This is a genomic window from Pseudomonas sp. GW456-L12, from assembly GCF_059424045.1.
Genome location: NZ_JBWKZA010000029.1, coordinates 14,001 through 28,312, shown reverse-complemented (window position 1 = coordinate 28,312; position 14,312 = coordinate 14,001). Strand labels below are relative to the sequence as shown.

At 62.9% G+C, this 14,312-nt stretch carries 12 protein-coding genes; 7 read left to right on the top strand and 5 right to left on the bottom strand.

The window, feature by feature from the left end; translation table 11 throughout:
- Positions 1–221: 221 nt before the first annotated feature.
- Both AC07Y9_RS26210 and hslO read right to left on the bottom strand, forming a co-directional pair.
- Positions 222–1,763: a phosphoenolpyruvate carboxykinase gene (locus AC07Y9_RS26210; protein WP_009041703.1), complete on the bottom strand. Its 1,542-nt coding sequence runs from the start codon at positions 1,761–1,763 to the stop codon at positions 222–224.
- Positions 1,764–1,942: 179 nt separating this feature from the next.
- Positions 1,943–2,845 (bottom strand): Hsp33 family molecular chaperone HslO, encoded by a 903-nt coding sequence (hslO, locus tag AC07Y9_RS26205; RefSeq protein WP_007931739.1) that lies wholly within the window; start codon positions 2,843–2,845, stop codon positions 1,943–1,945.
- Between the two features lie 101 nt (positions 2,846–2,946).
- Between hslO and AC07Y9_RS26200 the strand changes: the two genes are divergently transcribed.
- Complete coding sequence (locus AC07Y9_RS26200; RefSeq protein WP_102679886.1) at positions 2,947–3,747, top strand: phosphatase PAP2 family protein; 801 nt, start codon at positions 2,947–2,949, stop codon at positions 3,745–3,747.
- Between the two features lie 139 nt (positions 3,748–3,886).
- On the opposite strand, the gene AC07Y9_RS26195 is transcribed toward AC07Y9_RS26200, so the two are convergent.
- On the bottom strand, positions 3,887–4,285 hold the full coding sequence (locus tag AC07Y9_RS26195; RefSeq protein ID WP_102679887.1) for an RNA-binding S4 domain-containing protein: 399 nt from the start codon (positions 4,283–4,285) through the stop codon (positions 3,887–3,889).
- Between the two features lie 219 nt (positions 4,286–4,504).
- Here AC07Y9_RS26195 and rimB point away from each other — a divergent pair, with 219 nt between their 5' ends.
- Positions 4,505–4,987 carry a retropepsin-like aspartic endopeptidase RimB gene (gene rimB, locus AC07Y9_RS26190; protein ID WP_007931742.1) on the top strand — a complete coding sequence of 161 codons (483 nt, stop codon included), beginning with the start codon at positions 4,505–4,507 and terminating at the stop codon, positions 4,985–4,987.
- A complete protein-coding gene (gene rimK, locus AC07Y9_RS26185) occupies positions 4,984–5,889 on the top strand; it encodes a 30S ribosomal protein S6--L-glutamate ligase (protein WP_007931744.1) in 906 nt (301 codons plus the stop codon). The genes rimB and rimK overlap by 4 nt, the downstream gene beginning before the upstream one ends.
- Positions 5,890–5,992: 103 nt before the next feature.
- On the opposite strand, the gene AC07Y9_RS26180 is transcribed toward rimK, so the two are convergent.
- Both AC07Y9_RS26180 and ompR read right to left on the bottom strand, forming a co-directional pair.
- Positions 5,993–7,306, bottom strand: coding sequence for an ATP-binding protein (locus AC07Y9_RS26180; protein WP_009041700.1), 1,314 nt, complete (start codon positions 7,304–7,306; stop codon positions 5,993–5,995).
- Between the two features lie 107 nt (positions 7,307–7,413).
- Entirely contained in the window at positions 7,414–8,154 is a 741-nt protein-coding gene (gene ompR / locus AC07Y9_RS26175; protein ID WP_007925257.1) for an osmolarity response regulator transcription factor OmpR, read from the bottom strand.
- A 360-nt stretch (positions 8,155–8,514) separates the two neighbouring features.
- Here ompR and AC07Y9_RS26170 point away from each other — a divergent pair, with 360 nt between their 5' ends.
- The 4 genes from AC07Y9_RS26170 to tauA all read left to right on the top strand — a co-directional run bounded on the left by AC07Y9_RS26170 (position 8,515) and on the right by tauA (position 14,228).
- Complete coding sequence (locus tag AC07Y9_RS26170; RefSeq protein WP_102679888.1) at positions 8,515–10,839, top strand: Tex family protein; 2,325 nt, start codon at positions 8,515–8,517, stop codon at positions 10,837–10,839.
- Entirely contained in the window at positions 10,839–11,222 is a 384-nt protein-coding gene (locus AC07Y9_RS26165) for a PaaI family thioesterase (RefSeq protein ID WP_016702565.1), read from the top strand. The genes AC07Y9_RS26170 and AC07Y9_RS26165 overlap by 1 nt, the downstream gene beginning before the upstream one ends.
- A gap of 215 nt (positions 11,223–11,437) precedes the next feature.
- Positions 11,438–13,021 (top strand): glutamate--cysteine ligase, encoded by a 1,584-nt coding sequence (gshA, locus tag AC07Y9_RS26160; RefSeq protein ID WP_092418925.1) that lies wholly within the window; start codon positions 11,438–11,440, stop codon positions 13,019–13,021.
- A gap of 229 nt (positions 13,022–13,250) precedes the next feature.
- Positions 13,251–14,228 carry a taurine ABC transporter substrate-binding protein gene (gene tauA / locus AC07Y9_RS26155; protein ID WP_102679889.1) on the top strand — a complete coding sequence of 326 codons (978 nt, stop codon included), beginning with the start codon at positions 13,251–13,253 and terminating at the stop codon, positions 14,226–14,228.
- Positions 14,229–14,312 lie beyond the last annotated feature (84 nt).

The window sequence follows — 14,312 nt, the reverse complement described above, 5'->3', positions numbered from 1 at the left end:
TCAGGCAAATCCGAGCTGGTCGAGCGACTTTTCTTTTTCGTTCATGCCCTGCGATTGGCCCTAAACGGTCTACGACAGGACACAAGGATTTACCCTACAAATCGCGTCGAATCTGGCTTATTGAACCGCCCGGACAAGCCGCCTAGTGTTTGAACAGGACTGAATGACGCCCACAAAAAAGCCGCCCCGAAGGGCGGCTTCTTGAACCACTTGCCCGATGCTTACAGCTTCGGACCAGCAGCCTTGATGGCGTCGCTCACGTCGAACTTCTTGAAGTTCTCGATGAACAGGCCGGCCAGGGCCTTGGCGGCCTCGTCGTAGGCGGCTTTGTCAGCCCAGGTGTTGCGTGGGTTGAGCAGGCCGGTTTCGACGCCTGGAACGGCCAGCGGCACGTCCAGGTTGATGGTGTCCAGGTGTTCGGTCTCGGCACCGACCAGAGCGCCGCTCTGGATGGCGGCGATCACGCCACGGGTGGTCGGGATGTTGAAGCGCTTGCCAACGCCGTAGCCACCGCCGGTCCAGCCGGTGTTGACCAGGTAGACCTTGGAGCCGAAGCCGCGGATGCGCTTGATCAGCAGCTCTGCGTAAACGCCTGCCGGACGCGGGAAGAACGGTGCGCCGAAGCAGGTGGAGAAGGTCGACTTGATGCCAGCGCCCGAGCCCATTTCGGTCGAGCCCACCAGAGCGGTGTAGCCGGACAGGAAGTGGTAGGCAGCTTGTTCTTCGCTGAGGATCGAGACTGGCGGCAGTACGCCGGTCAGGTCGCAGGTCAGGAAGATCACGGCGTTCGGTTCGCCACCGAGGTTTTTCTCGGAACGCTTCTCGACGTGCTCCAGCGGGTAGGCGGCGCGGCTGTTCTGGGTCAGGCTGCCGTCGGCGTAGTCAGCCTTCTTGGCGTCGTCCAGCACAACGTTTTCCAGCACGGCGCCATGCTTGATGGCTTTCCAGATGACCGGCTCGTTCTTCTCGGACAGGTCGATGCACTTGGCATAGCAACCGCCTTCGATGTTGAACACCACGCCCTCGCCCCAGCCGTGCTCGTCGTCACCGATCAGGTAACGGCTTTCATCGGCGGACAGGGTGGTCTTGCCAGTGCCGGACAGACCGAAGAACAGGGTCACGTCGCCCTCTTCGCCGATGTTGGCGGCGCAGTGCATCGGCAGCACGTCGGCGGCCGGCAGCAGGAAGTTCTGTACCGAGAACATGGCTTTTTTCATTTCACCGGCGTAGCGCATGCCGGCGATCAGCACTTTTTTCTGAGCGAAGTTGAGGATCACGCAACCGTCGGAGTTGGTGCCGTCACGCTCTGGAACGCATTCGAAGTTGGCAACGTTGAGCACCTGCCACTCGTCACGGCCAGCCGGGTTGTACTGGGCCGGGTTGATGAACAGGCAACGACCGAACAGGTTCTGCCAGGCAGTCTGGGTGGTCATCTTCACGGCCAGGTAGTGCTCGTCGGAAGCACCTACATGCACATGGGAAACAAAATGCTCTTGCGCGTTGTTGAACGCCTCGACGCGAGCCCACAGGGCATCGAACTTGTCGGCCGGGAACTTGCGGTTGATCGGGCCCCAGGCGATAGCGTCCTGGGTGCTCGGCTCTTCAACGATGAAACGATCGACTGGCGAACGGCCGGTACGGTGACCGGTACGAACAACCAGCGCGCCGGTATCGGCAAGCTCGCCTTCACCGCGCTTCAGGGCTTCTTTGACCAGATCATCAACACTCAGATCGGTGTACACGGCGTTATTGGCTTGCGTCATGAGGTTCCCCGTCGGCCAGTGGCCGAGTGCTCCAAACGTTTTGTAGTAGAAAGTCGTGCACTACTACCGCGAAAAAAGTGCGCCGGATTATGCCAGAAAAGCCCAAAAAGAGTAGGGCCCTCCCGTCAGAACGGCGTTAATCCGGCGCTTGCCAGGTGATTTACCTGCGCTGAACCGTTTTAGTGACGAGTATCTGACGGCGACTCGACACCCGCTCCGGCGAACAATTGGCTGATATCGGCCGCATCGAACAGGTAGCGCTCGTTGCAGAACTGGCAATCGATCTCGATGCTGCCGCCGTGTTCGACCACCAGCTTCTGCGCATCTTCCAGACCCAGACTGACCAGCGCATTGCCCGAGCGTTCCCGCGAGCAGCTGCAACGGAAGCGCAACGGCTGCACATCGAACAGGCGCACGGCTTCTTCATGGTAGAGGCGATGGAGCACGGTTTCGTTGTCCAGGCTCAGCAGTTCGTCGGCGGTCAGGGTGCTGCCCAGCGCGGTGATGTGCTGCCAGCTGGCGGCGCGCTCTTCTTCATCCTTGAGGCGGTCGGCCGGCAGTTGCTGCAACAGCAGGCCACGGGCGCGACGACCGTCGGCGTGCAGCCAGAAACGGGTGCCGACCTGCTGGGACATGACGAAATAGTTGGTGAAGCATTCCGACAGGGTGGCGCCATCCAGGTCGACGATGCCCTGGTAGCGCTGGCCGTGGGTCGGGTCGACGGTCAGGGCCAGCACGCCATTGGGCATCAGGTCGGCCAGGGTCGCATCCGGGGCGATCTGCTCCGCGTCGTAGCGGGCCAGGCCACGGATCTCGCGCTCGCTGGAGCACTCGATCATCAGCAATGGCACCGGGCCTTCGGAACGGGCCTGGAGGATCAGCAAGCCATCGAACTTCAGCGTGCCGACCAGCAGCGCGGCCGCCGCCATCAGCTCGCCGAGCAGTTGCGCGACCGGCTCCGGGTAAGCGTGTTTGGCGAGGACTTCGGCATAGCTGCGCTCCAACGCCACCAGCTCGCCGCGGGCGTCGCTGTCATCGAAGATGAAGCGTTGGGTGAAGTCGGTATCCGGCAAATGAGTCATAAGTTTGGGTATCTGAAGTGATGACAAAATGGTTACAAGATATGAAAATTGCGTTTTTTGCACTGTTACGGTGCGCGATTTTCTGCCATTGGAGGCATTTTATGAACAATCCGGGTTTGTTCCAAGCAAGGTGGAACCTCGGCAAGCTGGTGTTGTGCAATTTGCTCCCTCTGGCACTGCTGGGTTTCTGGTTATGGCCAAGCGGGCACATGCTGTGTGTGATGTTCGACGAATGGCTGTTCCACCTGCTGAATGCTCCCCTTGCGAGCAACTCCACCTGGCTGCATATCTGGGCCGTGGCCAGCCTGCGGCCTTTCGACGCGATAGTCGGGCTGATCCTGCTGACCCTTTTGATCCGCGGTGACTGGGTGTTCAAGGCCGTGGACGTGCGCCGGGCCTTTTTCGGCTTCCTGTCGATCCTGGTCTTGATGCTGATTATCCGCTTGTTGTTCTCCAGGCTCGCCGACGCCATGGGCTGGCAGCACGACAGCCCGTCGATGATGCTCCAGGATGCCGTGCACATGAGCGACTATTTCCCGCACTGGGAAAAAACCTGGGAGCTCAAGGACCGTTCCAGCCAGAGCTTCCCCGGTGACCACGCCTCGGTGCTGCTGATCTGGGCGCTGTTCATGAGTGTGTTCAGCCGCGGCGTCGGCCAATTCCTGGTGATCTGGGGCCTGACCCTGCTGTTCATGATGCCGCGCCTGGTGGCCGGCGCGCACTGGGGCCAGGACGACTATATCGGTGGCGTGCTGCTGGCGGTCTGGGCCCTCGGCTGGGGCTACTACACCCCGTACGCGGCCAAGGCCTCGGACTTCCTGCTGCGGGCAACCAACCCGCTGTTCAACCTGCTGGGCAAGCTACCGCTGCTGTCGCGCCTGAGCGTGGTGCGGGCGGCCTGACTCTTCGGATTTGCTGCTTGTCGCGGCTTTGCCGCGGATCGCGAGCAAGCTCGCTCCTACAGGGGGTTGAGCGGTGCACCGGCTGTGTAGGAGCCAGCTTGCTGGCGATTGAACCCGCAGGGTTCAGAAGGCCAAGGGTCTATTCGCTGCTGCGGAATTTGAACAGGTCGCGCCGCTGCTTCTTGGTCGGCTTGCCATCGGTGCTCACACCCAGGGCGCCGGCCTTGCGCAGGGCGGCGGCGTTTTCTCGCTTGGCGATGCTGGCTGCGGTTTCCGTATAAAGAGCCTGCGCTTGCGGCGCCCCACGACGCACGATCGACAGGGCCTGGACCACCACGGTGCGCTCGTCGAAGCCGGTGCGTATCTCATACTCGTCGCCGATCCTCGGTTCCTTGCCCGGTTTGCAGCGCTCGCCACGGTGGTGCACCTTGCCGCTTTCGATGGCGGCCTTGGCCAGGGCACGGGTCTTGTAGAAGCGCGCCGCCCACAGCCATTTGTCCAGACGGACCTTGTCGTCGTCTTCGGCTTTTTGTGCCATGGCATGTCCTCATTCTGAAATATTTTCGAACTGTACTACCGTTTCTCTCGTGCCATGAATTGCGATGGCTCGGTTTAGAATGCGAGGCTTCGCAGCAGCCCGTCCGGGCGCTGTGGATCCGGGCCTAGATATCTGTCGCCTTTTACCCATTATTCTGCGTGAATACCGCGAATTCGGCCGCTTGACGGTACGAGCGGGTTCCTCAGCGGTTGAGCACATTTGAAGACATTTGACCATTTGACCGTCGTGGGTCTGCGCGAGTGGGTGGCGCTTCCGGATTTGGGAGTCGCCGGCCTGCGCGCCAAGATCGACACCGGCGCCAGCACCTCCAGCCTGCATGCCACCGAGATCGAGCCGTTCGAGCGCGACGGTGAGCAATGGGTGCGCTTCAACGCGCACCTGGGCAGCGTGGTGCAGTTGCGTCACCGGCGTTGCGAAGCACCGCTGGTGGCGATGAAAACCATCAAGAGCTCCAACGGCCAGGCACAGGTGCGCTACGTGATCAGCACCACCCTGGCGCTCGGCGATCGGGTCTGGCGGGTGGAGTTCACCCTCGCCTGCCGCAAGGCCATGCGCTATCGCCTGTTGCTCGGTTCCAAAGCCCTGATCGATGGCCAGTTGGTGGTCAATCCAGGGATCAAATACGTTCAAGACAAACCGGTGTTCCCGGTGTCCACTACCTCTGCCACAGGTGTTGCATGAAGATCGCTGTGCTGTCGCGTAACCCGCGTCTGTATTCCACTCGTCGCCTGGTCGAAGCCGGCACCGAGCGTGGCCATGAAATGGTGGTGGTCGACACCCTGCGCGCCTATATGAACATTGCCAGTCACAAACCGCAGATCCACTACCGCGGCAAGCCGCTGGAAGGTTTCGACGCGGTGATTCCACGGATCGGCGCCTCGGTGACCTTCTACGGCTGCGCGGTGCTGCGCCAGTTTGAAATGATGGGTGTGTTCCCGCTCAACGAGTCGGTGGCCATCGCCCGCTCGCGGGACAAGCTGCGCTCGTTGCAACTGCTGTCCCGGCGCGGTATCGGCCTGCCGGTGACCGGCTTCGCCCACTCGCCGGACGACATTCCCGACCTGATCGAGATGGTCAACGGCGCACCCCTGGTGATCAAGGTGCTGGAAGGCACCCAGGGCATAGGCGTGGTGCTGTGCGAAACCGCCACGGCGGCCGAGTCGGTGATCGAGGCCTTCATGGGCCTGAAGCAGAACATCATGGTCCAGGAGTACATCAAGGAAGCCGGCGGCGCCGACATCCGCTGCTTCGTGGTCGGCGACAAGGTGATTGCCGCGATGAAGCGCCAGGCCAAGCCCGGCGAGTTCCGCTCCAACCTGCACCGTGGCGGCAGCGCCAGCCTGATCAAGATCACTCCGGAAGAACGCATGACCGCCCTGCGCGCGGCCAAGGTCATGGGCCTGAGCGTGGCGGGCGTGGATATCCTGCGCTCGAACCACGGGCCGCTGGTGATGGAAGTGAATTCCTCACCGGGCCTGGAAGGCATCGAGACCACCACGGGCAAGAACGTGGCGGGGATCATTATCGAGCACATCGAGAAAAACGGTGGCCCGAACATGACCCGGACCAAGGGCAAAGGGTAAGAGCAGCGGCAAGCTTTTAGCTGCAAGCTGCAAGAGAAAAGCGGGCCAGCGCAGGCTCTTCTCTTGCAGCTTGCAGCTTGCAGCTTATGGCTTGCAGCTGCCCCTAAACCGCATCCCTGGGCAGCAACAATCCCAACGGCAAGCGCACCCGCGCTTCCAGGCCGCCATCAGCGCGGTTGCGCAGTTCGACATTGCCGCCGTGCATCGAGGCGATCCGCTTGACGATGGCCAGGCCCAGGCCGGTGCCCTTGCCACCCCGGGCACGGTCGCCGCGGGTGAAGGGGTTGAAGATTGCCTCCAGCTCCGACGGGTCGATACCCGCGCCACGGTCCATCACACTCAGCACCACATAAGGCGCGCTGGTGTCGCCCGACACATAGGCCGCCACTTCGACTTCGGTACCCGCGTGGTTCAACGCGTTGCCGATCAGGTTGTTCAACAGGCGCTTCATCGACACCCGACGCAACGGGAACGGCGGGATCGGCTCCAGGCGCAAACGCACCTTTTCATCGTTCTGGTTGTAGGGCGCCGCCACTTCGCGCACCAGGTCGCTGAGATCGACCTCCTCCACCGATTCGTCGCGGCCGTCGCGGATAAAGGCCAGGAACTGGTCGAGAATCGCGTCCATGTCTTCGATGTCGCGGACCATGTCGTCGGTCAGGTCGTTGTGGCTGCCCATCAACTCCAACGACAGGCGCAGGCGGGTCAGCGGCGTGCGCAGGTCGTGGGACACCCCCGCCAGCATCAGCTCGCGTTCGCGCCCGGCCTGTTCCACATCCTCGGCCATCTGGTTGAAGGCGCGGTACACCTCGGTCATCTCGCTTGGCGTATCGCTGATCGGCAGGCGCACGCTGCGCCCCTGCCCCAGCTGCCGGGCGGCATAGACCAGGCGCTTGAGCGGCTGGTTGAGCTGGCTGACGAAGATCCACGCCGACGCCGTGGACAACAGGCCGATCGCCAGGAACCAGCCGAGCACGCTCCATATCTTCTGCCCCCGCAGTGGATGCGGATACAGCGGCACTTTCAGCCAGCCATCGCCCAGGCTCGGCGCGCGCACCCAGAGCGCAGGCGGCGCATGCATGCGCAGGCGCACTTCAGTGTCGGCGCCCAGTTCGGCCTGCATCTGCCGCTGATAGATCTCGCTGTAGGGCCAATGCTGCTCGCCCGCCGGCACACCGCTGCCGACCACCTTGATCAGCCCGGCGGCCTCGGCGATCTGGTCGCGGTTGGATTCGTCGGCGGCCCAATAGGCACGCAGGGTCAGGGCCACGCCGTGACTGTACTGGCGGTCCACCAGCACGTCCTCGTTCATCAGCAGATAAACCAGGGTCAGCGCCTTGGAGAACAGCACCACGATCAGCACCAGCCAGAGGGTGCGGGAGAAGAAGCTTTGCGGGAACCACAGCGGGGTTTTCATAAACAGCCATTACACGCTTTGCAGGAGCGAGCCGCGCTCGCAGAGTTGCGGAATGCGAGCGCCCGGGTCGTTTGCCGGCCCGGGCGCTCGCTCCTACAAATCATCGGTCACTTGGTGGTGGTGCCATCCGGCACGAACACATAACCCACGCCCCAGACCGTCTGGATATAACGCGGCTTGGACGGATCGGGCTCGATCATCCGGCGCAGGCGGGAGATCTGCACGTCGATGGAACGCTCCAGGGCATCCCACTCGCGGCCACGGGCCAGGTTCATCAGTTTGTCGCGGGTCAGCGGCTGGCGAGCGTTCATCACCAGGGCCTTGAGCACTGCGAACTCACCGGTGGTGAGCATGTGCACTTCGGCGCCGCGCTTGAGTTCGCGGGTGGCCAGGGACAGTTCGTAGTCGCCGAAGGTGACGTTTTCGTCTTCGCTGCCCGGCGCGCCCGGCACCGGGGCCGACTGGCGACGCAGCACGGCCTTGACCCGCGCCATCAGCTCGTCGGGGTTGAACGGCTTGGCCAGGTAGTCGTCGGCGCCCAGTTCCAGGCCCTTGATGCGGCTCAGCTCGTCGCCCTTGGCGGTGAGCATGATGATCGGGATCTGGTTGTTCGCACTGCGCAGGCGGCGGCATGCGGTCAGGCCGTCTTCGCCAGGCAGCATCAGGTCGAGGACGACCAGGTTGAAGACTTCGCGACCCAGCAGACGGTCCATCTGCTCGGTGTTGGGAACCGCGCGGGCACGGTAGCCCTTGCTGACGAAGAAGCGCTCCAGCAGGCTGCTCAGCCCGGGGTCGTCGTCAACGATAAGAATTTTTTCGCCTTCGGCAGTTTGTGCAGTGCTGCTCATCAGATGCTCCTTTTATCTCGGTGCGCATTATGGCGTAGCTGCCGTTATACGCACCGTGTGCATTGTTAGCAGATTTTTCCTCTACCGCCAGAAAACCCGCCGTCGGCCGCCAGTGGGCCGATACCCCCGAAGACTGGAACGCTGGTTATAATGCGCCGCCTTTTGTGTCAGGCAACGTCTGATCGTTACCGCCCGTGGCCACTTTTTATTTTTCCCGGCCAGGCAGTAATTGTTCGATTTCACGGGTCAACAGGCAGCCTTTTGATCCAGGCAGCGGCGCACGCCAGGCCGCTCAACCAGACTCGCCGAGGCCAATTTTCCGTGCCGGCGAGCCTGCTTCACAATTTGTCAGGTGGTTTTATGGACAGCATCAACAGCCGCATTGCCGAGGAACTCGGCGTACGCCCACAACAGGTCGAAGCGGCCGTCGCTCTATTGGATGAAGGCTCCACCGTGCCCTTCATCGCCCGCTACCGTAAGGAAGTAACCGGCAGCCTCGATGACACCCAGTTGCGTCATCTGGAAGAGCGCCTGCGCTACCTGCGAGAACTCGACGAACGGCGCATCAGCATCCTCGCCAGCATCGAGGAGCAAGGCAAACTGACCCCGGAACTTGCCCGCGACATCAAGCTCGCCGACACCAAGACCCGCCTCGAAGACCTCTACCTGCCGTACAAGCAGAAGCGCCGCACCAAGGGCCAGATCGCCCTGGAAGCCGGCCTCGGCGAATTGGCCGACGGCTTGTTCAACGACCCGAGCCTGACCCCGGAAAGCGAAGCCGCGCGCTTCGTCGACGCGGAAAAAGGCGTGGCCGATGTGAAGGCCGCCCTCGAAGGCGCCAAGTACATCCTCATGGAGCGCTTCGCCGAAGACGCCAGCCTGCTGGACAAGCTGCGCAACTACCTCAAGCAGGAAGCCACCCTCAGTGCCCGCGTGATCGCCGGCAAGGAAGAGGAAGGCGCCAAGTTCCGCGATTACTTCGAACACGACGAACCGCTCAAGAGCATGCCGTCGCACCGCGCCCTGGCGATTTTCCGTGGCCGCAACGAAGGCATCCTCAGCTCCGCGCTGAAAGTCGGCGACGAACTGCCGGGCACCATGCACCCGTGCGAAGGCATGATCGGCCAGCAGGTCGGCATCCAGAACCAGAACCGCCCGGCCGACAAATGGCTCGGCGAAGTGGTGCGCTGGACCTGGAAGGTCAAGCTCTACACCCACCTGGAAACCGACCTGCTGGGCGAGCTGCGCGACAACGCCGAAACCGAGGCGATCAACGTCTTCGCCCACAACCTGCACGACCTGCTGCTGGCCGCTCCGGCCGGCCCGCGCGCGACCCTGGGCCTCGACCCTGGCCTGCGTACCGGCTGCAAGGTGGCGGTGGTGGACGCCACCGGCAAGCTGCTGGACCACGCCACCGTTTACCCGCACGTACCGCACAACAAGTGGGACCAGACCATCGCCGTGCTGGCCGCGCTGTGCGCCAAGCACTCGGTGGACCTGATCGCCATCGGCAACGGCACCGCCAGCCGTGAAACCGACAAGCTGGCCGCCGAACTGATCAAGAAATACCCGGCCATGCGCATGACCAAGGTCATGGTCTCCGAGGCCGGCGCTTCGGTGTATTCGGCGTCGGAACTGGCCGCCAAGGAATTCCCCGACCTCGACGTGTCGATCCGTGGCGCGGTGTCCATCGCCCGCCGCCTGCAGGACCCGCTGGCCGAGCTGGTGAAGATCGATCCGAAATCCATCGGCGTCGGCCAGTACCAGCACGACGTGTCGCAGCTGAAGCTGGCCCGTGGCCTGGATGCGGTGGTCGAGGACTGCGTGAACGCCGTCGGCGTGGACGTCAACACCGCGTCCGTGGCGCTGCTGGCGCGGATCTCCGGCCTCAACACCACCCTGGCGCAGAACATCGTCAGCCACCGCGATGAAAACGGTGCGTTCAAGACCCGCGCCGCGCTGAAGAAGGTTGCCCGCCTGGGTGAAAAGACCTTCGAACAGGCCGCCGGCTTCCTCCGTGTGATGAACGGCGACAACCCGCTGGACGCTTCCGCGGTGCACCCGGAAGCCTACCCGCTGGTGCAGCGCATCGCCGCCGAGACCGGCCGCGACATCCGCTCGCTGATCGGCGACAGCGGTTTCCTCAAGCGCCTGGATCCGAAGAAGTTCACCGACGAGACCTTCGGCCTGCCGACCGTCACCGACATCCTCCAGGAACTGGACAAGCCGGGCCGCGATCCGCGTCCCGAGTTCAAGACCGCCGAGTTCCAAGAAGGCGTCGAAGACCTCAAGGACCTGCAACTGGGGATGATCCTCGAAGGCGTGGTGACCAACGTCACCAACTTCGGTGCCTTCGTCGACATCGGCGTGCACCAGGACGGCCTGGTGCACATCTCGGCGCTGTCGGAGAAGTTCATCAAGGACCCGCGTGAGGCGGTGAAGGCCGGCGACGTGGTCAAGGTCAAGGTCATGGAAGTCGACATCCCGCGCAAACGCGTCGGCCTGTCGATGCGCATGAGCGACACCCCGGGCGAGAAGATCGACGGCGCTCGTGGTTCGCGCCCAGGCTCGGCGCCACGCTCGTCGGGCAATAGCGCCCCGCGCAAGGAAACCGTGGCCGCGGCCCCGACCAACAACGCCATGGCGTCGCTGTTCGCCAACGCCAAGCAGTTGAAGAAACGCTGATGGAGATCCCGGCCGGCTTGACCGAAAGCGCGTTCAGCCAACTGCTCGGCTGCCGCCTGCAGCGTCTGGAGGTCGGTGAAGCCGACGTCGCCCTGACGCTGACGCCGCAGTTGCGCAATCGTGGCCAGAAGCTGCACGGCGGGGCGATCTTCAGCCTGGTCGACATTGCCATGGGGCTGGCCTGTTCCAGCTCCCACGGCTTCGACCAGCAGAGCGCGACCATCGAGTGCAAGATCAACTACATCCGCGCCGTCGCCGAGGGCGACGTGGTCTGCCACGCCCGGGTGCTCCACCCGGGCCGCCGCACCCTGGTGGTCGAGGCCGATGTGATGCAAGGCGACAAACTGGTCGCTAAAGCACAAGGCACGTTCGCTGTTCTATAGCCCCTCAACCTCGATTTGAGTTAATTTCGGCGCTGCACACACGGCGCCGGAGTTTTTTTGCGCGTGCAAGAGCCAGATCAAGGATGAAGCAATGGCGTTGCAAAGCGGGCCGGCAAGGCTCAACGACCAGGCGAAAACGCCAGTTTCAACTTCACCCTTGTAGACCGTCCTGCCCACCCCCATATTGGGGCGACTGACGCGTGAAGGAATCCAACTTGAGCGAACTTCTCAACCGCCGCCTGGCTCTGCTCGGCGAGCGCGCTAACCTCTCTCTGCTCGAGCAGTGCCTGCACGGTATCGAGCGCGAATGCCTGCGCGTGACCGGCGAAGCGCGCCTGGCACAGACCCCGCACCCGGAAGAACTGGGTTCCGCGCTGACCAACGAACAGATCACCACCGATTATTCCGAGTCACTGCTGGAGTTCATCACTCCGGCCCTGGCCGATCCGGCTGACACCCTGGCCAGCCTCGACAAGATTCACCGTTTCGCCTACAGCAAGCTCGGCAACGAGTACCTGTGGAGTCCATCGATGCCGTGCCCGTTGCCGGCCGAGGAAGACATCCCGATCGCCTATTACGGCACCTCCAACATCGGCCAGCTCAAGTACGTGTACCGCAAGGGCCTGGCCCTGCGTTACGGCAAGACCATGCAGTGCATCGCCGGGATCCACTACAACTTCTCCCTGCCGGAGCAGCTCTGGCCGCTGCTCAAGCAGGCCGAAGGCTTCGTCGGCAGCGACCGTGACTATCAGTCGTCGGCGTACATCGCGCTGATCCGTAACTTCCGCCGCTACAGCTGGCTGCTGATGTACCTGTTCGGTGCCTCGCCGGCGCTGGACGCGGGCTTCTTGCGCGGGCGCTCGCACCAGCTGGAACAACTGGACGCCGAGACCCTGTACCTGCCGTATGCCACCAGCCTGCGCATGAGCGACCTGGGCTACCAGAGCAACGCCCAGGCCGGCCTGACCCCTTGCTACAACGACCTGAACAGCTACACCGACAGCCTGCGCAAGGCCGTCGCCACGCCGTACGCGCCTTATGTGGAGATCGGCACCCACCAGGACGGCGAGTGGGTCCAACTCAACACCAACATCCTGCAGATCGAAAACGAGTACTACTCCAACATCCGCCCGAAACGCGTGACCTACACCGGCGAGCGGCCGATCCAGGCGCTGATGGCCCGCGGCATCCAGTACGTCGAAGTGCGCTGCCTGGACATCAACCCGTTCCTGCCGATGGGCATCGACGTGCAGGAAGCCCGCTTCCTCGACGCCTTCCTGCTGTATTGCGCGCTCAACGAGAGTCCGCTGCTGGAAAACAATGAGTGCGGCAACGCCACCTCGAACTTCCTCAAGGTGGTCAAGGAAGGTCGTCGTCCGGGCCTGCACCTGCTGCGCCAGGGGCAACTGGTGGAGCTCAAGGAATGGGCCGGCGAGCTGCTGGAAAAAATCGCGCCGCTGGCCGCCCTGCTCGATCGCAGCCACGGCAGCGATGCCCACGGCAAGGCGCTGGACGCCCAGTTGGCCAAGGTCAAGGATTCGTCCCTGACGCCTTCGGCCCAGGTCCTGGCCGCCATGCAGGAGCACAAGGAAAGCTTCAGCCAGTTTTCCCTGCGCCAGAGCCTGGCCCACGCCGAGTTCTTCCGCAGCGAGCCCCTGAGCAAGGAAGACCAGGCGCGTTTCGAAGAAGCCGCGCGCAGCTCCCTGCTGCAACAGGCCGAGCTGGAACGCAACGAAGTCGGTGATTTCGACGTGTTTGTCGGCTCGTACCAGGCGAGTATCCTGGCGATCAGTAACTGAGCTAAGCGCCTGCGGCGCTTTTCGCGGGCAAGCCTCGCTCCTACACAGTACCGTCCTGTAGGAGCGAGGCTTGCCCGCGATGGAGCGCAAAGCGCTCCCCTTCAAAAAAGTGCTCTCTTTAGAAGATTCCTCTTTTAAGCTAATTCTAAAAAGTTATTTATTTTTAAATTCTTAGATCATTTAGTCTCCTCCCACGTCCACACTTGGCCGCCTGTCGAGGAGCTTCATGATGAAAATGCACTTTCCCCTTCGCCTTCTGGCGGCCGTATCCCTGGCTACCGCGAGCTTGTTCGCCCAGGCAGCCGACGTCACCGTCGCCTACCAGACCACCGTCGATCCGGCGAAAGTCGCCCAGGCCGACGGCACCTACGAAAAGGCCACCCAGGCCAGGATCGACTGGCGCAAGTTCGACAACGGCGCCGACATCATCGCCGCCATCGCCTCGGGTGACGTCCAGATCGGCTACCTCGGCTCCAGCCCGCTGACCGCCGCGATCACCCGCAAGGTGCCGGTGGAAACCTTCCTCATCGCCACCCAGATCGGCGCCGCCGAGGCCCTGGTGGCCCGCGACGGGTCCGGGATCAACACGCCCCAGGACCTGGTCGGCAAGAAAGTCGCCGTGCCCTTCGTTTCCACCGGTCACTACAGCCTGCTGGCCGCGCTCAAGCACTGGAAAATCGACCCGGCGAAAGTACAGATTCTCAACCTCGCGCCACCGGCGATCATCGCCGCCTGGAAGCGCGGCGACCTTGACGCCACCTACGTTTGGGACCCGGCGCTGGGCGTGGCCAAGGAAAACGGCAAGGTGCTGATCACCTCCGGCGAACTGGCCCGGTTCGGCGCGCCGACCTTCGATGCCTGGATCGTGCGCAAGGACTTCGCCGAGAAGCACCCGCAAATCGTTACCGCCTTCGCCAAGGTGACCCTCGACACCTACGCCGATTACCGCAAGGACCCAAAAGCCTGGCTGGCTGAGCAGAGCAACGTCGACAAGCTGGTGAAACTCTCCGGCGCCAAGGCCAGCGACATTCCGCTGCTGTTGCAGGGCAACGTCTACCCACTGGCGGCCGACCAGGTCATCAGCCTTGGCGCGCCGACCACCAAGGCCATCACCGACACCGCGGTGTTCCTCAAGGAACAGGGCAAGGTCGAGGCGGTACTGCCGGATTACGCGCCGTACGTCAGCGCCAAGTACATCACCCACTGAAGGTCAGCCGCAGAGGTCGCCGGGCCCAGCCCGGCGCTTCTCGTACAGCGTCTCACCTCGACAAAGGCTGCATTTGAACAAGGA

Bases quoted from the DNA above. Each gene is read 5' to 3' on its own strand.
- AC07Y9_RS26210 (WP_009041703.1), bottom strand. From the start codon at position 1,763: ATGACGCAAGCCAATAACGCCGTGTACACCGATCTGAGTGTTGATGAT.
- hslO (WP_007931739.1), bottom strand. From the start codon at position 2,845: ATGACTCATTTGCCGGATACCGACTTCACCCAACGCTTCATCTTCGAT.
- AC07Y9_RS26200 (WP_102679886.1), top strand. From the start codon at position 2,947: ATGAACAATCCGGGTTTGTTCCAAGCAAGGTGGAACCTCGGCAAGCTG.
- AC07Y9_RS26195 (WP_102679887.1), bottom strand. From the start codon at position 4,285: ATGGCACAAAAAGCCGAAGACGACGACAAGGTCCGTCTGGACAAATGG.
- rimK (WP_007931744.1), top strand. From the start codon at position 4,984: ATGAAGATCGCTGTGCTGTCGCGTAACCCGCGTCTGTATTCCACTCGT.
- AC07Y9_RS26180 (WP_009041700.1), bottom strand. From the start codon at position 7,306: ATGAAAACCCCGCTGTGGTTCCCGCAAAGCTTCTTCTCCCGCACCCTC.
- ompR (WP_007925257.1), bottom strand. From the start codon at position 8,154: ATGAGCAGCACTGCACAAACTGCCGAAGGCGAAAAAATTCTTATCGTT.
- AC07Y9_RS26170 (WP_102679888.1), top strand. From the start codon at position 8,515: ATGGACAGCATCAACAGCCGCATTGCCGAGGAACTCGGCGTACGCCCA.
- AC07Y9_RS26165 (WP_016702565.1), top strand. From the start codon at position 10,839: ATGGAGATCCCGGCCGGCTTGACCGAAAGCGCGTTCAGCCAACTGCTC.
- tauA (WP_102679889.1), top strand. From the start codon at position 13,251: ATGAAAATGCACTTTCCCCTTCGCCTTCTGGCGGCCGTATCCCTGGCT.